The 17,762-nt window shown below is 64.8% G+C and carries 17 protein-coding genes, 1 tRNA gene and 1 other RNA gene; 15 read left to right on the forward strand and 4 right to left on the reverse strand.

Annotated elements, in window-relative coordinates; genetic code table 11:
- Positions 1–10 precede the first annotated feature (10 nt).
- The 11 genes from ssrA (at position 11) to AB0362_RS00440 (ending at position 10,531) form a co-directional block, all read left to right on the forward strand.
- Positions 11–381: a transfer-messenger RNA gene (gene ssrA, locus AB0362_RS00390) on the forward strand.
- 118 nt (positions 382–499) lie between these two features.
- Entirely contained in the window at positions 500–1,156 is a 657-nt protein-coding gene (locus tag AB0362_RS00395) for an alpha/beta fold hydrolase (RefSeq protein WP_317532336.1), read from the forward strand.
- Positions 1,153–2,424, forward strand: coding sequence for an FAD-dependent oxidoreductase (locus AB0362_RS00400; RefSeq protein ID WP_317532337.1), 1,272 nt, complete (start codon positions 1,153–1,155; stop codon positions 2,422–2,424). The genes AB0362_RS00395 and AB0362_RS00400 overlap by 4 nt, the downstream gene beginning before the upstream one ends.
- Entirely contained in the window at positions 2,415–3,194 is a 780-nt protein-coding gene (locus AB0362_RS00405; protein ID WP_317809335.1) for a DUF1365 domain-containing protein, read from the forward strand. The genes AB0362_RS00400 and AB0362_RS00405 overlap by 10 nt, the downstream gene beginning before the upstream one ends.
- Positions 3,191–4,504 carry a cyclopropane-fatty-acyl-phospholipid synthase family protein gene (locus AB0362_RS00410; RefSeq protein ID WP_317532339.1) on the forward strand — a complete coding sequence of 438 codons (1,314 nt, stop codon included), beginning with the start codon at positions 3,191–3,193 and terminating at the stop codon, positions 4,502–4,504. Before AB0362_RS00405 ends, AB0362_RS00410 begins: the two co-directional genes overlap by 4 nt.
- Positions 4,501–5,826, forward strand: coding sequence for a cyclopropane-fatty-acyl-phospholipid synthase family protein (locus tag AB0362_RS00415; protein ID WP_317532340.1), 1,326 nt, complete (start codon positions 4,501–4,503; stop codon positions 5,824–5,826). The genes AB0362_RS00410 and AB0362_RS00415 overlap by 4 nt, the downstream gene beginning before the upstream one ends.
- The gene (locus AB0362_RS00420; protein WP_317532341.1) at positions 5,814–6,614 is read left to right on the forward strand and encodes a DUF1295 domain-containing protein; all 801 of its coding nucleotides are present in this window, start codon (positions 5,814–5,816) and stop codon (positions 6,612–6,614) included. The genes AB0362_RS00415 and AB0362_RS00420 overlap by 13 nt, the downstream gene beginning before the upstream one ends.
- A 70-nt stretch (positions 6,615–6,684) precedes the next feature.
- Complete coding sequence (gene pgm, locus AB0362_RS00425) at positions 6,685–8,325, forward strand: phosphoglucomutase (alpha-D-glucose-1,6-bisphosphate-dependent) (protein ID WP_317532342.1); 1,641 nt, start codon at positions 6,685–6,687, stop codon at positions 8,323–8,325.
- 77 nt (positions 8,326–8,402) lie between these two features.
- Positions 8,403–9,560, forward strand: coding sequence for an MFS transporter (locus AB0362_RS00430; protein ID WP_094642463.1), 1,158 nt, complete (start codon positions 8,403–8,405; stop codon positions 9,558–9,560).
- Positions 9,561–9,585: 25 nt separating this feature from the next.
- Complete coding sequence (locus tag AB0362_RS00435) at positions 9,586–10,332, forward strand: DsbA family protein (RefSeq protein WP_317532343.1); 747 nt, start codon at positions 9,586–9,588, stop codon at positions 10,330–10,332.
- Positions 10,333–10,458: 126 nt separating this feature from the next.
- Positions 10,459–10,531, forward strand: a tRNA-Ala gene (locus tag AB0362_RS00440).
- A 135-nt stretch (positions 10,532–10,666) separates the two neighbouring features.
- Here the strand turns inward: AB0362_RS00440 and AB0362_RS00445 are convergent.
- Entirely contained in the window at positions 10,667–11,011 is a 345-nt protein-coding gene (locus tag AB0362_RS00445) for an Lsr2 family protein (protein ID WP_037190211.1), read from the reverse strand.
- Positions 11,012–11,539: 528 nt separating this feature from the next.
- On the opposite strand from AB0362_RS00445, the gene AB0362_RS00450 reads away from it, so the two are divergent.
- Positions 11,540–12,607, forward strand: a complete 1,068-nt coding sequence (locus tag AB0362_RS00450) for an N-acetylmuramoyl-L-alanine amidase (RefSeq protein ID WP_317532344.1) — start codon at positions 11,540–11,542, stop codon at positions 12,605–12,607.
- Positions 12,608–12,618: 11 nt separating this feature from the next.
- Positions 12,619–13,665 carry a GTP-binding protein gene (locus AB0362_RS00455; RefSeq protein WP_317532345.1) on the forward strand — a complete coding sequence of 349 codons (1,047 nt, stop codon included), beginning with the start codon at positions 12,619–12,621 and terminating at the stop codon, positions 13,663–13,665.
- A gap of 4 nt (positions 13,666–13,669) precedes the next feature.
- Here the strand turns inward: AB0362_RS00455 and AB0362_RS00460 are convergent, their stop codons facing one another.
- The 3 genes from AB0362_RS00460 to glp are packed head-to-tail and all read right to left on the reverse strand — an operon-like array spanning position 13,670 to position 16,273.
- Complete coding sequence (locus AB0362_RS00460; RefSeq protein WP_317532346.1) at positions 13,670–14,083, reverse strand: molybdenum cofactor biosynthesis protein MoaE; 414 nt, start codon at positions 14,081–14,083, stop codon at positions 13,670–13,672.
- The gene (gene moaCB, locus AB0362_RS00465) at positions 14,076–15,086 is read right to left on the reverse strand and encodes a bifunctional molybdenum cofactor biosynthesis protein MoaC/MoaB (protein ID WP_317532347.1); all 1,011 of its coding nucleotides are present in this window, start codon (positions 15,084–15,086) and stop codon (positions 14,076–14,078) included. The genes AB0362_RS00460 and moaCB overlap by 8 nt, the downstream gene beginning before the upstream one ends.
- Positions 15,083–16,273, reverse strand: coding sequence for a gephyrin-like molybdotransferase Glp (glp, locus tag AB0362_RS00470; RefSeq protein WP_317532348.1), 1,191 nt, complete (start codon positions 16,271–16,273; stop codon positions 15,083–15,085). Before glp ends, moaCB begins: the two co-directional genes overlap by 4 nt.
- 177 nt (positions 16,274–16,450) lie before the next feature.
- Here glp and moaA point away from each other — a divergent pair, with 177 nt between their 5' ends.
- Both moaA and AB0362_RS00480 read left to right on the forward strand, forming a co-directional pair.
- Positions 16,451–17,509: a GTP 3',8-cyclase MoaA gene (moaA, locus tag AB0362_RS00475; protein ID WP_149405648.1), complete on the forward strand. Its 1,059-nt coding sequence runs from the start codon at positions 16,451–16,453 to the stop codon at positions 17,507–17,509.
- Positions 17,502–17,756, forward strand: a complete 255-nt coding sequence (locus AB0362_RS00480) for a MoaD/ThiS family protein (protein WP_300521490.1) — start codon at positions 17,502–17,504, stop codon at positions 17,754–17,756. The genes moaA and AB0362_RS00480 overlap by 8 nt, the downstream gene beginning before the upstream one ends.
- Positions 17,757–17,762 lie beyond the last annotated feature (6 nt).

Raw genomic sequence — 17,762 nt, forward strand, 5'->3', positions numbered from 1 at the left:
GGGAACATACGGGGCTGAACGGTTTCGACTTTGTATGTTGAGTCAGGGGAAGCGTGTCGGTGCAGGCGAGAGACCACCGTAAGCGTCATCGCAACCTTATAAGCGCCGATTCCAATCAGCGCGACTACGCACTCGCTGCCTAAGTAGCGACTGCGTGTCTGTCAGTCCGGGCTTGCCCTCGGTCCGGGTACTGGCATCAGCTAGAGGGCTCACCGATTCATCCGGCCGCGGGATGATGAGGAACATCAAACAGTGGCTGGGATCGTCATCCTGACTTGTTCGCGAGATCGGGAGATCCAAGTAGAGGCATAGCGGACTGCACACGGAGAAGCCCTGGCAATGCAGCAGAGGACCCGGGTTCGATTCCCGGCAGCTCCACCGCAGAAGACCGGGCCGAGAGACACACTCTCGGCCCGGTCTTCTTTCTCTGTCGGCCAGGTCACAATCGACTCGACTCGACCCATCCCACCCGAAGCGGCCGCAGTGCCGAATAGTGGTCATGAGCAACGAGCCGACTCCACTTCTGCGGACCGGGAAAAGAGTCTCCGAGCCTGCACTGGTCGTGTTGGTCCTCGGCGGCGGCAAGGACGTGAGCCGGGCGCGCAGTAGGCCCTGGCACCTGGCCGGTCTGCGCATGTGGCCGTTCACGTGGATGCTTCGTCGCGCGGGCCGAGCACGCGGCATTTCGGTCCAACAGCTGCAGTATCGGTTTCGTGGTTGGAACGCCCCCCAGCGGTCTCCGGTCGAGGATGCGCGGTGGGCGCTCGATCGCATTCACGCCGAGTATCCCGACGTTCACGTGGTGGTCGTCGGCCATTCGATGGGTGGCCGCACTGCTGCTGCTCTGATCGACGACCCTTTTATCGTGGGTGTCGTCGCGTTGGCTCCGTGGTGGCCGGAGGGTACGGAGGCCGACGGATTCGGCGCGCAGCATGCGTTGCTCGTCGTACACGGGACGGCCGACAAGTGGACCGATCCGCGAACCTCGCGTCGGGCGACCGAGCGAGCAGCATCCCGAGGGGCGGACGCCCGCTACCTCTCCGTTCCGGGTGGGCACTTCATGCTGCGCAATCCGCGGGTCTGGTCGCGGGCGACGCGTGACTTCGTTCTCGGCATCGCCGATGCGCGGGCCGACTGCATGGGAACACCGTCGTGACGCGCCGTCGTATCGCGGTGGTCGGGAGCGGTATCGCCGGCCTGACGGCCGCATACGCGCTGTCGAAGAACTCGTCGGTGACGTTGTACGAGGCGGACTCTAGGCTCGGGGGCCATGCGGACACCCATTACGTGGACGGCCCGGACGGTCCGGTAGGCGTCGACACCGGGTTCATCGTGCACAACGACCGGACCTATCCGACTCTGCTGCGCCTGTTCGACGAACTGAACGTCCCGACGCAGGATTCGGACATGAGCATGTCCGTGCGCTGCGACGGGTGCGGACTCGAATACTCGGGCGGCCAGGGCATGCGCGGGATCCTCGCGCAGCGCATCGCGGTGTTCAAGCCACGATTCGTCTCGATGTTGCTCGATGTCAAGCGTTTTCATCGCCTGGCCAACGAACTGCTGGACAGTGCCGAACCGGTGGAGTCCGAGACGACCCTCGCGCAGTTCCTCGCAGATCATTCGTTCTCCGCGTACTTCGAATCCCACTTCATGACGCCGTTGGTGTCCGCGGTGTGGTCGTGCGATCCGGACACTGCTCTCGCCTACCCGGCTCGCTACCTGTTCACGTTTCTCCGCCACCACGGAATGCTCACCGTCACAGGATCTCCCACCTGGCGCACCGTCACCGGCGGGTCCATCGAATACGTTCGCCGAGTTGCGAAGCACATCGACGAGGTGATGCTCGATACCCCGGTGCGCGCGGTGTACAGGTCCGAGGACTCCGTGCAGATCCGCGACGGCCACGACCGCCTGCGCACGTTCGACGCGGCCGTGATCGCCGCGCATCCCGGTGCCGCGCTGAAGATGCTCGCAGAACCGACGGCGCTCGAGCACAGCATCCTGGGCGCGATGCCGTACTCGACCAATCACACGCAACTGCACACCGACTCGTCGGTGTTGCCGAAGAGCACGAGGGCTCGGGCGTCGTGGAACTACCACCTGCCGTCCTGCGCCGCCAAACCCGACCGGGTGCTCGTCAGCTACGACCTGACCAGGTTGCAGCGTCTGGGCGACACCGATCGCAGGATGCTGGTCACCCTCGGCGGAGCGGATCGCATCGACCCGAATGCGGTACTCGACGAGATGACCTACGAACACCCGCAGTACACCCCCGAATCGGTTGCAGCGCAGCGTCGACTCCCTGAATTGGATACCGACACAGTGGCCTTCGCCGGTGCGTACCACGGCTGGGGATTTCACGAGGACGGTGCGTTGTCGGGAGCGCGCGCCGCACAACGGGTGGGGGCCACGTGGCTCTGACATCCGTTCTGCCGAGCACCCGCGCACACGGGGCGGCGTTGTATCGCACTCGAATCGACCACGTTCGACGCGCGCCGATCCGAAACACGTTCTCGTACAAGAGCTACAGCTGGTTCGTCGACCTCGACGCACTCCCCGAACTGCCCCGGATGCTGCGACCGCTGGCCTCGTTCGACGCCCGTGACCATCTCGGTGACCCCGACGCCACCATTCGGGAGAACGTGGACGGGTTCCTGGCGGAGAACGGTATCGACCTGGGCGGCGGACGGATCACGATGTTGGCCAGCGCGCGGGTGTTCGGGCACACGTTCAACCCACTGAGTGTGTACTGGTGTCACGATCGCGACGGAGACCTCCGCTGCGTGGTGGCGGAGGTCCACAACACCTACGGCGAGCGATACCGGTATCTGCTGCACACCGATCATCGCGGCGCGGCCCGCACCTCCAAGGAGTTCTACGTCTCGCCGTTCAACGACGTCGACGGCGAATACTCCATGCGGCTACCCGAGCCGGACGCGGCACTCCGGCTGTCGATCGTCCTCGAGCGGCCCGGTCAGCCGCCGTTCGTGGCGAGCGTGGACGGCCGTCGACGAGAGGTGACGACGCGGTCGATTCTTCGCACCGCACTCGAGATCCCCTGTGCGCCGCTGCGTGTGGTGATACAGATCCGCTGGCAGGGCATTCGGCTCTGGGCTCGGGGGCTGAAGATCGCGCAGAAACCTGCCCCTCCCGGGGCACGAGAATTCCAGAAGGAAGGGGCCCGCAGATGACAACTGTGTCGAAGGCCGATTCTGTGTCGAACCCGTACCGTGCTTCCGCTGTCGGTCCGCGTCCATCGGTGGATCCGCGGGTCTGGCCTCAGATCGCCCATGTCCCCGGTGGCGTCAAGGTTGCGGCTGCCGCACCCGTCGCCGACTTCCTCTTTCGCCGCGCGGTCGCGCGATTGGAGGTCCGGGTCGCGATGCCCGACGGTGAGGTGATCGGGGCCGGCTCGGCCGATGCACCGTTGATGACCGTCCGTCGACCACACGACTTCGCAGCACGGGTCGGCGACAGCGGACTCATCGGATTCGGTGAGGCATACATGGCCGGAGACTGGGAGGCCGAGGACCTCACTGCCGTGCTCGAGGTCTTCGCCCGGCGCATGGCGTCCCTGATTCCGAAGTCCCTGCAGCGCCTGCGAGGGATCTATGTCCCCAAACCTCCACGGAGCGAGCGGAATACGACCACGAACACGCGATCGAACATCTCGCGCCACTACGACCTGTCGAACGAGCTCTTCGAGCTCTTCCTCGACGAGACGATGACCTACTCGAGTGCGTTGTTCGCCGCATCGGGAAGCGACGACGACAGCGAAGAGCTCGCCGATGCTCAGCGCCGGAAGATCGACCGGCTACTGGACCGGGCGGGCGTCGGCGAGGGAACCAGGGTGCTCGAGATCGGCACCGGGTGGGGCGAACTGGCCATCCGCGCGGCTGCGCGAGGAGCAATCGTTCGCTCGGTGACCTTGTCGGTCGAGCAACAGGAATTGGCACAGAAACGATGTGCCGCAGCCGGATACGGTGAACGGGTCCAGATCGACCTACTGGACTACCGGCTCGTCGACGGCGAGTACGACGCGATCGTGTCGGTCGAGATGATCGAGGCCGTCGGGCATCAGTACTGGGCGACGTACTTCGAGACGATCGACGCGCTGCTCGCGCCGGGTGGGCGGGTTGCCCTCCAAGCCATCACGATGCCGCACGACCGAATGCTGGCCACCCGAAACACGTACACCTGGGTACACAAGTACATATTTCCCGGCGGGTTCCTGCCGTCCGTGCGGGCCATCGAGGAGGTGACCGAGCAGCGCACCTCGCTCAGGGTTCGCGAGCGTCTGTCGATGGGCGATCACTACGCGCGCACCCTCGCTCAGTGGGACAGGCGTTTCCGTGAATACCGCAGCGAGGCAGAGGAGCTCGGTTTCGACGAGGTGTTCGCGCGAATGTGGCACTTCTACCTGTGCTACTCGGAGGCCGGATTTCGATCCGGGTACCTCGATGTTCAGCAGATCGTGCTCGACCGAAGGGACAACCGATGACCGCCTCGACACTTTCCGTGGACCGGACCGATCGCAGTGTCGGTGTCGCACATCGGATTGCCGAATTGATCGAACCCCTCGTGGGTGGTCCGCTTCCCGTTCGGCTGCAGGCGTGGGACGGATCCGTAGCAGGAGATGCGTCGGCACCGCGAGTGCTGTTGCGGAGCCCGAGCGCCCTTCGTCGATTGCTGTGGAGCCCGGGCGAACTCGGCGCTGCGCAGGCATACGTCACCGGGGAGCTGGACGTCGACGGTGATCTCGCCGCGGCCCTGGATCACGTCTGGGGAGTGGTGCGTGCGCGCCGACTCTCGGCGATCCGACCGGGGCCGGCGTCGCTGGTGCGGTTGGCGAAACTGGCCAAGGACCTCGGAGTGTTCGGTCGCCCACTACCTCCGCCCGTGTCGCAGGCCTCGGTGAAGGGTCGGTTGCATTCGATGCTCCGTGACCGCGCTGCGATCAGCCACCATTACGACCTGTCGAACGACTTCTACGAATTGGTGCTCGATTCGCATATGGCGTACTCGTCGGCGTACTGGACCTCGGATTCGCCGAACTACACCCTCGACGATGCCCAGCGCGACAAACTCGACCTCGTCTGTCGAAAGATCGGCCTCGACAAGCGTGCAGGGCAACGCTTTCTCGACGTCGGCTGCGGCTGGGGGTCCCTGAGCCTGCACGCCGCTCAGGAGTACGGAGCGCAGGTCGTCGGAGTGACCATCTCGCGCGAACAGAAAGCCTTCATCGACAAGCGAATCGCCGACCGAGGACTGCAGGACAACGTCGAGATTCGAATTCAGGACTATCGAGAGATTCCGGACGGGCCCTTCGACGCGGTGGCGTCGATCGAGATGGGTGAGCATGTGGGGGAGGCCAATTACCCCACCTACACCGCCGCACTGCACTCCAACGTCAAGCCGGGTGGACGCGTGCTGATTCAGCAGATGTCGCGAAGAGAAGGGGACAACCCCGGCGGCGGAGCATTCATCGAATCGTTCATAGCGCCGGACATGTACATGCGCCCGGTCGGGCGGACCGTCGCGATGATCGAGGAGGCAGGACTCGAGGTTCGCGACGTCCACGCTCTTCGGGAGCACTACGTGCGGACCGTCGACGTCTGGACGGAGCGTTTCGAGGCGCGCTTCGAAGATGTGGTGGCGATGGTCGGGGAAGAGGTCGCGCGCGTGTGGCGGCTGTACCTGATCGGCGGCGGAATGGCGTTCCGGGACAACCGGATGGGCGTCGACCAGATTCTGGCGGTTCGGTCCGAGAACGGATCGTCCGAGATGGAACCGGTGCGGCCGGTGTGGGTGTGCCCGCGGTGAACTGGTCCGATTTCCTCACCGTATCGCTGGCGAGCCTCGGCGGTACCGCCCTTCTGATGATCGTCACCGCTCTCATCGGCGCGCGCATCGGACGCCACAACGTCGTGGACGTGACGTGGGGCGGCGGGTTCGTTCTGATCGCGCTGATTTCGGCTGCGACCGGAACAGGCGAATTGTGGCGTCGAATACTTCTGCTCGTGCTCGTCGGTGTGTGGGGGCTTCGTCTTGCGCTGCACGTGTTTCGACGTTCGCGCGGGCACGGTGAGGATCCGCGCTACACCGAACTGCTCGCCAAGGCCACCGGTAACGAAACCCTGTACGCCCTGCGGAAGATCTACCTGACGCAGGCGGTTGCACTGTGGTTCGTGTCCCTACCGCTGCAGGTATCCGCTGTCGCCCACGGATCCGTTCTGCCGGTGGTCGTACTCGGCGTACTGGTCTGGATTCTCGGATGGACGTTCGAGGCAGTGGGCGATGCGCAGTTGACAGCCTTCAAGGCCGATGCGTCGAACAAGGGCAAGATCATGGATCGTGGTCTGTGGTCCTGGACGCGGCACCCCAACTACTTCGGCGATTCGGCGGTCTGGTGGGGACTGTTCCTCGTCTCGGCGTCGGCGTGGCCCGGAGTGTTCACGTTGCTGTCGCCCATCGCGATGACGTACTTCCTGGTGTTCGCCACCGGTGCGCGGTTGCTCGAGCGCAGCATGGAAAAGCGTCCGGGTTATCGCGAATACCAGCAGCGGACCAGCTATTTCCTCCCACGGCCGCCGAAACGAGCCGGCAAGTAGCTCGCGGGTGGGGCAGCGGCGCTAGGGTTGGTCGAGGATTTCGGTTCGTCGATCAACGAGGAGGCGCATCGTGGCGCACGAGAGAGCTGGAACCACTGCACTGCCGGAGGATCTGGTCGATCTTTCGCAGCTCGTGACGGCGTACTACTCGCGGGTTCCCGACGTGTCGGAACCCAGTCAGCAGGTGGTGTTCGGCACGTCGGGGCATCGAGGGTCCAGTCTGGATTCGGCGTTCAACGAGGCACACATCGTGGCGACGACGCAGGCGATCGTGGAGTACCGCGCGGCACAAGGCATCACCGGGCCGTTGTTCATCGGCCGGGACACCCACGCGTTGTCCGAGCCCGCCTGGACGACGGCTCTGGAAGTGTTGGCAGCCAACGACGTCGACGTCCTGGTCGATTCGGGGGACCGATACACACCGACCCCCGCCGTCAGTCACGCCATCCTTCGGTACAACGAATCAGGCCCGTCGGCGCAGGCCGACGGCATCGTGGTGACTCCGTCGCACAATCCGCCCCGGGACGGCGGCTTCAAGTACAACCCTCCGCACGGCGGTCCGGCCGACAGCGATGCCACATCGGTCATCGCCGCTCGAGCGAACGAGCTTCTGCGCGATGGCATTTCGGGCATCAAGCGGGTGACCCTCGCACAGGCGTTCGCGGGGAGCGTCTCGCGCTACGACTTCCTCGGCAACTATGTGGACGACCTGCCGAACGTGCTCGATCTCGACGCCGTTCGCGCGGCCGGGGTGCGCATCGGAGCAGATCCGTTGGGTGGTGCGAGTGTCGATTACTGGGATGCCATCGCCGAGCGGCACAATCTGGACCTGACCGTGGTGAACCCGTTGGTGGACGGCACATTCCGCTTCATGACTCTGGACACCGACGGCAAGATCAGGATGGACTGCTCGTCGCCGAACGCGATGGCGTCGCTCATCGCTGCCCGCGATCGCTTCGACATCTCGACGGGTAACGACGCCGACTCCGATCGGCACGGCATCGTCACTCCCGACGGTGGCCTGATGAATCCCAATCACTTCCTCGCCGTCGCCATCGACTACTTGTTCACGCACCGACCCGATTGGTCGCCCACGGCGGCAGTGGGCAAGACGTTGGTGAGCTCGTCGATGATCGACCGGGTCGTCGGAGGTCTCGGTCGTCGACTCCTCGAGGTGCCGGTCGGGTTCAAGTGGTTCGTTCCGGGTCTGCTCGCAGGTGAGCTCGGTTTCGGCGGCGAGGAGAGCGCAGGCGCGTCGTTCCTCCGTCACAACGGCCGAGTCTGGACCTCCGACAAGGACGGCATCATCCTCGCGCTGCTGGCGTCCGAGATCACCGCCGTCACCGGGTCCACGCCATCGCAGCGCTACGGCGAGTTCACCGCGAAGTTCGGTAATCCGACGTATGCCCGCGTCGACGCGCCGGCCACCCGCGAGCAGAAGGCCGTTCTCGCCAAGCTCTCACCGAGCCAGATCACCGCCACCGAGCTTGCCGGGGAACCGATCACGGCAACGCTGACCGAGGCGCCGGGTAACGGGGCTGCCCTCGGTGGACTGAAGGTGACGACGGAGAGCGCTTGGTTCGCTGCGCGCCCGTCCGGAACCGAGGACGTGTACAAGATTTATGCGGAGTCGTTCCAGGGCGAGGAGCATCTCGCCCGGGTTCAAGCCGCAGCACGTGAACTGGTGTCGTCCGCACTCGAGAGCTCGTGACCGACTCACCTCCACCCGATCACGACAGTTCGACGCCCGAGCCGGCGTTCCAACCCGGAGGCAAGCTCCCGCCGGAGATCTGGGTTCTGGTATCCGCGGCGTTCGTCATCGCGCTCGGATTCGGCATCGTCGCGCCCGCTCTGCCACAGTTCGCCCGGGAATTCGGCGTCGGCTACACCGCGGCGTCGGCGGTCATCAGTGCATTCGCTCTCATGCGGTTGCTGTTCGCGCCCGCCAGTGGCGCTCTGGTGCAGCGGCTCGGCGAGCGGCCCGTGTACCTGATCGGACTGCTGATCGTTGCGGTGTCCACCGGTGCGTGCGCTCTGGCCCAGACGTACTGGCAGCTGCTGCTCTTTCGCGGACTGGGCGGCATCGGCTCGACGATGTTCTCGGTGTCGGCATTGGGACTGCTGATCAGGATCAGTCCTCCGACCAGTCGTGGCCGCATCTCCGGCCTGTATGCGACAGCCTTCCTGTTGGGAACCATCGGCGGTCCTCTCGTCGGCGGCGCGCTCGTCGGATTCGGTTTGCGGGTGCCGTTCGTCATCTACGCCGTGGCTCTCGTGATCGCCGCGGCCGTCGTGTATTTCACCCTGGGCAATTCCGACCTCGTCAAGCCGGAGAAGGGCTCGGCACCGCCCACGATGTCGTTGCTCGCCGCCCTGCGGATTCCGTCGTATCAAGCCGCGCTGGCGTCGAATTTCGCCAACGGGTGGGCAGTGTTCGGTGTTCGGGTGGCCTTGGTGCCGTTGTTCGTCGTCGAGGCGATGCAGCGATCCGAGGTGTTCGTCGGTATCGCGCTGACCGTGTTCGCAGTGGGAAATGCACTGGTGCTCACCACTGCCGGTCGCCTGTCCGATGTGCGCGGTCGTAAGCCCTTCATGGTGGGTGGGTTGGCGGTGTGCGGCCTGGGAACCGTCGTTATGGGCTACGTGCACGATCCCGTGCTGTTTCTCGTGGTGTCGTTGATCGCCGGAATCGGATCGGGACTGATGAGCCCCGCCCAGCAGGCCTCGGTTGCCGACGTGATCGGATCGAAGGCGCGCGGAGGGCCCGTGCTGGCTGCATTCCAGATGGCCTCCGATGTCGGTGCGGTCATCGGCCCGATCGTGGCCGGGATGATCGTCGAGCAGGTCTCGTTCGGTCCGGCTTTCGCGGTGACAGGAGCGTTGCTTCTCCTGGCCGGACTCTGGTGGTCGCGAGTTCCGGACACGCTCGGGCGCGAGCGCACCTGACGCACGCAACCGTAGTATTCGATGTGTGAGCCAGAAGAAGATATCGAGTACGAAACACACACCCGAGGCGACCTCCAACACGATGACGTACGTATTGGGCGGCATCGCATTCGTCGTAGTGGTGATCGTCATCGTGGTGGCGATCATGTGGCAGAGCGGAAGCGACGCTCCACGCAACGACGGCTACGGAACGGTCAAGAATCCGGCGGTCGAATTGTCGTTGCCGGGTGACGGGGTGGTGCAGCTGTCGCGTCCGGAAGCGCAGCGGCTCATCGATGTCTTCGAGGATCCGATGTGCCCGTTCTGCGGCGACCTCGAAGTGAAACACGGCCAGGAGTTGGCTCAGAAAATCGACGACGGTGTCGTCTCGGTGAATTACCACCTGGTCAATTTCCTGGATCCACAGTCGGCGTCCGGTGACTATTCGACGCGTGCCGTCGCGGCGTCGCACTGCGTGGCAGCGACCGAGAACGCGCGGGTCTACTCGGCATTTCACGCCGGGTTGTTCGACCCGGAATTTCGCCCCGAAGAAGGCGGTGACTCCGACCGAACCGATGCCGAACTCGCCGAACTCGCCGGATCTGCGGGAGCGAGCGAGCTGGCAACGGAGTGCATCACCAGCGGTGCGCAGCGCGACGCAGCAGTAGCGGATGCGAACACCGGACGGGACGCACTGGCGGCGTCGGGTGCCCGGGGAACGCCGGGGGTCCTCGTGGACGGTGAGGTTGTCGATGCGCTCGGTGACTCGGAATGGCTTGCGTCGATCAACTGATCTCGGGCGTGGGTGCGATCGGTCGTGGAGGATTCGGTACCGGTCGCACCAGGTGATTTGTTGCTGCTGCGGCCGATGGTGTAACTTCGTTCGAGCAACCGCATGAGCGGGAGCACGCAGTAACTCGGGGCTATGGCGCAGCTGGTAGCGCACCACACTGGCAGTGTGGGGGTCAGGGGTTCGAGTCCCCTTAGCTCCACCGAGAAGCAAGCTTCACCGAGATGGTCAATGAAAAAAGCGTCGCCCTCGGGCGACGCTTTTTTCGTGTTTCGGTGTCGAGACCGCCGAATCGGCTTTCGGGTGTCGGACCGGAGCCCGATTCGGCTGTGGTGGCTCAGTGAGCGGCGTCGAATGCCTGCTCGACCTCAGCGGGGATTCTGCCTCGCGCCGAGATGTTGTGGCCGTTCGCCTTGGCCCATTCTCTGATGGCTTTGGTCTGATTGGCGTCGCGCTTGGCACCGGTTGCCGGGGTGCTCGACTTCTTCGTTCGCTTTCCACCGACCTTGGTGGAGTGCTCGATGTAATAGTCGAGCTTGCGGTGAAATTCCTTCGCGTTCTTGTCGCTCAGGTCGATTTCGTAGCTGACTCCGTTGACCGAATAGGTTATGTGTTCGCCACCGGATTCGATCGGTTTTTCGTCGATGTCGTCGACTAGTTGCACATAGACTTTTCTGGCCATGCTGAAGCTCTCCAATGATGCAGGGGATGATGCGGGGATGTCCAGATCGAACTGAAGCGACTATACGGCTGAACAATGTGTTTATCCATGTGGGTCGGGGAATTGTTACTCGATTCGCAGAATTCTCACAATCACCTCGGCAGCTCGGGAAACCGACGAGGTGATTGTGAGAAGCATTGTCTCGGCGATCCTGTTCATCGTTATCCGTGAGAAAGACGAACTGTCCGGTTTGAATACGTAGTGCCATCCTCGAGTCGGTTCGAGTTCGATCGAATGCGATCGGCCGGCGCACTCCGCTTCGATGTTTCCGGCAACGAATCGGTCACGAAACGCACTCGTTTCACTAACGAAAAATCACCCGATACGCGTCGACGGCAATATCTGCTTCACTTGAGGCGCAAGTGTCTGTTGTGACGTGTGGTGCCCCGCGGTGCGGTGGCCCGCTCGGATCAGCGGTGTCCGAGGGGTCGAAAGGGGAGTTGCGCAGCGAGTTCCACCGTTGCGCCAGACGCTATGAAATCTGCACCGATGACCAGATCGGTAGTGACGGCGCTGATGTGCGTCGGGATTCTCGGTGCCGGGGTGCTCGTGTCCGCACCTGCCATGGCAGCACCGGACGGCACGGCACCCGCCGCAGGCACGGAGTTGTCGGGGAAGACGGTCTTCCTCGATCCGGGTCATCAGGGCACCGCACACTCGGAGAATCTGCAGCGGCAGGTGAACGACGGACGTGGCGGCACCAAGGACTGCCAGACCACCGGCATGACCACCCTGGACGGCGTGCCCGAGCACACGATCAACTGGAAGGTCAGCGAGCTCGTCCGATCGAGCCTCGAAAGTCTGGGTGCGACGGTGAAGACGAGTCGAGCAGACGACACCGGCTGGGGCGGCTGCGTCGACGACAGGGCGAGGGCAGCCAGTGAGTCCGGAGCCGACGTGGCCGTGAGCATCCATGCGGACTCCACGAGTACGACGACCGACGCCGACAGGCACGGGTTCCATCTGATCGTGCCCACTCTGCCGATTCCGAGCGCCGCTGCCGACGCTGCCCAGTCCGAGGGGGGACGTTCGGCGTCGACGCTGATGCGAGACTCCTACGTGCGCGCAGGCTTCGAGCCGGCGAACTACGCGGGGGTCGAGAACGGGATACAGGAGCGATCCGATGTCGCCGGTCCTGCGCTGACCACGGTGCCCCTCGTGTTCGTGGAGATGGGCAACGGATCCAACCCTGACGACGCAGCTCTGCTGGAGAGCTCGGACGGTCAGCTCGAGCATGCGATCGCCATCTCGACGGGGATCATCGACTACCTCCTCGGGGCCGAAACCCCCTCGACCCCAACGGACGCCGCGACCACCCCTGCGGCTGCCCCCGCCGCGACTGCGACCACCGATACCGCCGCGTCTCCGGCAGCACCCAGCGGCGCGGGCCCCGCGGACGAGGGGCGCAGCGCGTTGTCCAGGTTGCTCGAGAGCGTGTCCCCGTACGTGAATGCGTTGGGCGTCGACGGCCTGGAAGCACTCGCGACCCCGGACAACGTGAGCAGTGTGTCGACGTTCGCTCGAGGCCTGCTGAAGCAGATTCTCGCCGACCGGTAGTCTCGGACGCCGTGGCGCGTCGACGAATTCCGGTGGTGATAGTTGCGGGTTTTCTCGGCGCAGGTAAAACCACGCTGCTGAACCACCTGTTGCGCAATGATTCCGGTATCCGAATAGGTGTTGTGGTCAACGACTTCGGGGCGATCAACATCGACTCGATGCTCGTGGCCGGCCAGGTCGATTCGATGGTCTCGCTCGGCAACGGTTGCATCTGTTGCGCCGTCGACATCAGCGATATGGACGCGATGTTCGACGCCCTCGCACACCGTCGGTCCGCCATCGACGTGATCGTGGTGGAGGCCAGCGGCTTGGCCGAACCCCGCAATCTCATCAGAATGGTCCGGGGCAGCGAGAACGAATTCATCGTCTACGGCGGGCTCGTCGGGGTCGTCGACGCCGTGGAATTCCCGCAGACCCGCGTGCGGCATCCCGAGATCGACCAGCACCTGCAATTGGCCGACCTGGTGGTGTTGAACAAGTCCGACGCGGTGAGCGAGTCCGAACGCTCCGCGGTGGTGTCGACGGTGCAGTCGGTCGTAGGAGACGTCCCCGTCGTACCCGTGGCCTTCGGTCGCGTCGACCCGCTGCTGCTGTTCGACCGACGCGAGGATCACTCGGTGAATTCGGCAATGGCGGTGCAGCTGTCGTTCGACGAACTACTCCGGGAGAACCATGACCACGACCACGACCACGACCGACACTTGCACGCGCAGTACTCACACACCGAATTCGTCACGGCGGAGCCCGTCGAACCGCGTCGGTTGATCGAGTTCTTGGAGAATCCTTCCGGGAACCTCTATCGCATCAAGGGATTCGTGCATTTCGGCATCGCCGGCTACCCGCAGAAGTTCGTCGTGCACACGGTGGGCCGACACATTCGATTCGAGGCTGCGTCCTGGGCCCGAGGCGAGCCCGAGCAGACCTCACTGGTGCTGATCGGTACCGAACTCGATGCGTCGGCCGTCGAGCAGCGGTTGCGTGCCTGTGTGCGAGGACCGGACGACGCCGCCGACGCCTCCGCGATGCTTCCGGTCCATCGCTACCTCGAGACCGGCTAGTTCCCTAGAGCCCGACCCACTCGGTACGTCCGCCCTCGAATCCCTGACGCTTCCAGATCGGGACCTCGGCCTTGATGCGCTCGACGAGCCTGGCACAGGCCTCGAACGCTTCGGCGCGATGAGCCGAGCCGACGGCCGCTACGAGTGCGAGGTCGCCGACGCGCAGATCGCCGACGCGATGTAATGCGGCCACCGCCAATCCGGTCTCTGCCGATACCTCCGAGCAGCAGCGGCTCAGGAACCGTTCTGCATCGGGGTGGGCGCGGTATTCCAGAGTCTCCACCGCATGTCCGCCGTCGTGATCGCGCACGATTCCGCTGAACAGTACGACGGCACCGTGACGCGAATCCTGCACTGCTGCCTCTACTTCGGCAGTGCTCAGCGGTTCGTTCGAGATACGGGCGACGAGCTCACTCATCGTGGGGGCCTCCTCCGGCGATCTGGGCGAGCACATGGTCGAGGAGCGGGTCGAGAACGGAGAGTCCGTCCTTCACGCCACCCGGTGAGCCCGGCAGGTTGACTATCAGTGTGCGTCCGATCAGACCCGAGACGCCGCGGCTGAGCACCGCGTGAGGCGTCGCAGACGTTCCGCGGGTTCGGATGGCATCGGCGATGCCCGGCATGTCGATGTCGAGGAGGGCTGCTGTCGCCTCGGGGGTCGCATCGGTGGGGGATACGCCGGTGCCGCCGGTGCTGACGATCAGCGACGGTTCGCCGAGCAGGGCGTCCTGCAGCCCCGCAGCGATCTCGGCATCGGCGTACACCAGTGGGCCGCGCACGGCGAAGCCTCGATCGGTCAACCAGGACGCGATGGTGGGGCCGGTGGTGTCCGGTCGAGTTCCGTTCGCGCCGCCGGTGGAGGCCACCAGTACCGCCGCGGACCGTGAGGACTCGAAGATCGGCGCAGCCGCAGCCTCGGGGGAAACCTCTGCGTCGTCCCGCTGCCAATGTCCGTGCTTGCCGCCGTCTTTGGTGAGCAACCGGACGCCGTTCATGGTGGCACCGGGATCGACGGCCTTGACCATGTCGTGGAGGGTCAGGCCGGCGACGGCGACCGCGGTCAGTGCTTCCATCTCCACCCCGGTGCGTCCGGTGGTGCGGGCGGTTGCCTCGACCGTGATGGACGACTCGGTGAATCCGAACGAGATCTTCACCGAGGAGAGGGCGAGCTGATGGCACAGCGGGATCAGTTCCGACGTCCGCTTCGCTGCCGAGATGCCGGCGATGCGGGCGGTGGCGAGAACGTCGGCCTTGGGCATGTCGTCCGCGCGCACGAGCGCGATGACCTCGGCCGTGGTGAGGAATTCACCGGCGGCGACGGCCGTGCGCGAGGTTTCCTTCTTGTGCACCACATCGACCATGCGGGCGCGGCCCTGATCGTCGAGATGAGACAGCTGGGGTGGCTGGGCGTCGGTGGTCACAGCGGCCACACCTCCACGTCGGTTCCTGCGGCGAGTTCGGTTGTCTCGGAGTCGATATCGATCAGCACATCGGCCCATGCCAGTGCGGCCACCAGGTGCGAGCCGGGGCCGGCGACGAGCTCGACCCGTCCGTCGTCGCGTAATCGGCCACGAAGTAGTTGTCTGCGACCGGGCGGTGACACGATCGGTTCGTGCAGGGCCGCGGTGGTCGAGAGCACCGGCGGTAGACCGGCCGCTCGCCGAACGATGTTGCGCGCGAACATGATGTACGAGACGACCGTACTGACGGGATTGCCGGGAAAGCTCAGCACGGGGACGCCGTCGAACATCGTGATGCCCTGCGGTCCGCCCGGCTGCATACGAACCGATCCGAAGTTGCCGCCGAGCGGGCGGAGTACGTCCTTGACCACCTCGAAGTCGCCCATCGACACTCCGCCGGACGTGATGATCAGCTCGGCCGATTCGGTTGCGGCGTCGAGGATTTCGCGAAAGCGGCTCGGCTCGTCGGAGCTGCGCGAGACGGAGACCACCTCTGCGCCGCTGGCGCGAAGGTGTGCGGCGAGGGTGATGCCGTTCGAGTCGTAGATCTGACCGGGCGTCAGCGTCGAACCGGCGTCGACCAGTTCGGCACCGGTGGTCACCACGGCCACCCGAGGGCGCGAACGAACGTCCACTTCGCCGAAGCCGACGGCGGCGAGAACGGAGATGTGGCGGGGTTCGAGCACTCGGCCCGACTCGACCAGGATTGTCCCGACGCGTACGTCGCTTCCTTGTTCGCGTACGAATTCGCCTGCTGCGCGGCTTCTTTCGATCGTCACGGAACCGGCCGTCGGTACGGAGGTGTCCTCGACGGGGACGATGGTGTCCGCTCCGTCCGGAATGGGGGCACCGGTCATGATCTTCGCGGCGCTGTCCGGCGCGAGAACTGCCGACAGCGTCGGGCCTGCGGCGATGATCGTCGAGACCGGAAGCGTCACCGGGGTCGTCGCCACGGATCGAGAATCCACGGCGTAGCCGTCCATGTGCGAGTTGCGGAACAGTGGCAGATCGACCGGAGATCGAACGTCTTCGAACGAGACGCGGCCCAACGCGTCGTCGAGAGGAATTCGCTGAGCGGTTCTCGCTGTCAGCGCCGCGAGCAGAGTCTCGACCGCGGCGGCGTGTTCCTCGACCGATACTGCGGTCACCGTGCGGATCCAGTGATCGCGTGCGTCTGCTCAATCGTCATGGTTGCCAATCCTAGGCACGCCGATCCGTCCGCTCGGTGTGGGCTGCGGCATAATGGGTAGACACATCTACGACAGGCGTGATTCCCGACAGAGACGAGGTACGAGGTGACGGTGGACAGTGTCACCTCGCTCGGCATTCCAAGGTTCGGCACCACCACGGGTTCTGCGGCAGGCGGGGTGAACTCCGTGTCCGATCGGCCGGACGTGCCACACCTGATCGATCGATTCGGCCGGGTGGCCCGCGACCTGCGTATCTCGATCACCGAGAAATGCTCGCTGCGCTGCACGTACTGCATGCCGGAGGAGGGCCTTCCGGCTATCCCGGCGGCAGCGTTGCTGACACCCGCCGAGATTGCCCGCGTGGTCTCGGTGTCCGTGCGGCTGCTGGGGATTCGGGATGTGCGTTTCACCGGAGGCGAACCGCTGATGCGCCGCGACCTCGACGACATTCTGCGGTTGTGCCGCGATGCCGCGGAGGGTGTGCCGCTGTCGATGACCACCAACGCCGTCGGTCTCGAACACCGGGCTCGGTCCTTGGCCGACGCCGGGTTGACCCGAGTGAACGTCTCGTTGGATTCCGTCGACCGCGAAGATTTCGCTCGTCTGACCCGACGAGACCGATTGCCGTCCGTGCTCGCCGGGATCAGGGCAGCGCAGCGAGCCGGGATCGGACCGGTCAAGGTCAATGCCGTTCTGATGCGCGACACGCTGTCCGGTGCCGTCGATCTGCTGCGCTGGTGTCTCGACGAGGGGGTGGCACTTCGATTCATCGAGCAGATGCCGCTCGACGCCGATCACGAGTGGGCCCGCGCGAACATGATCGACGCCCAGACCTTGCTCGACGAGCTGTCCACCGAATTCGATCTGCGTGAGGTGGGGCGTGCCGACCCCTCGGCCCCGGCCGAGGAGTGGAGCGTCGACGGCACCGACGCCACCGTCGGCATCATCGCGTCGGTGACACGCTCGTTCTGCGGTGATTGCGACCGCACCAGGATCACTGCAGAAGGAACGATTCGGTCCTGTCTGTTCAGCGACGACGAAACCGATCTGCGGGCCGCTCTGCGCGGCGGTGCCACCGACGAGGAACTGGCAGCGGTGTGGCGCGGGGCCATGTGGAACAAGTGGGCTGGACACGGCATCGACGCCGACGGCTTCGTACCTCCCACCCGCAGCATGGGAGCCATCGGTGGGTGACACCCAGGTGGAGGTGCGGTATTTCGCTGCAGCGGTCGACGCGTCGCACTGCGAGTCCGAGTACCTCACCGTGCCGGTCGGTGCCACCCTCGCAGATCTGAGAGAGCTGATTCTGTCCCGGCACGGCGCGCCGATGGAGCCGATTCTGCGGGTGTCGGCGTACCTGGTGGGAGAAGATCTCACCCGCGATCTGGGGCGCGTGATCGGCGGCAGGGTCGACGTGCTGCCGCCCTTCGCCGGCGGCTGAGTACAC

Source organism: Rhodococcus sp. NPDC079359 (assembly GCF_040702585.1).
GTDB lineage: Bacteria > Actinomycetota > Actinomycetes > Mycobacteriales > Mycobacteriaceae > Rhodococcoides.

What these genes read in the sequence shown, in the direction of transcription:
- AB0362_RS00395 (WP_317532336.1), top strand. Translation starts at nt 500, where the DNA reads ATGAGCAACGAGCCGACTCCACTTCTGCGGACCGGGAAAAGAGTCTCC.
- AB0362_RS00410 (WP_317532339.1), top strand. Translation starts at nt 3,191, where the DNA reads ATGACAACTGTGTCGAAGGCCGATTCTGTGTCGAACCCGTACCGTGCT.
- AB0362_RS00450 (WP_317532344.1), top strand. Translation starts at nt 11,540, where the DNA reads ATGACCAGATCGGTAGTGACGGCGCTGATGTGCGTCGGGATTCTCGGT.
- AB0362_RS00415 (WP_317532340.1), top strand. Translation starts at nt 4,501, where the DNA reads ATGACCGCCTCGACACTTTCCGTGGACCGGACCGATCGCAGTGTCGGT.
- AB0362_RS00460 (WP_317532346.1), bottom strand. Translation starts at nt 14,083, where the DNA reads ATGAGTGAGCTCGTCGCCCGTATCTCGAACGAACCGCTGAGCACTGCC.
- AB0362_RS00445 (WP_037190211.1), bottom strand. Translation starts at nt 11,011, where the DNA reads ATGGCCAGAAAAGTCTATGTGCAACTAGTCGACGACATCGACGAAAAA.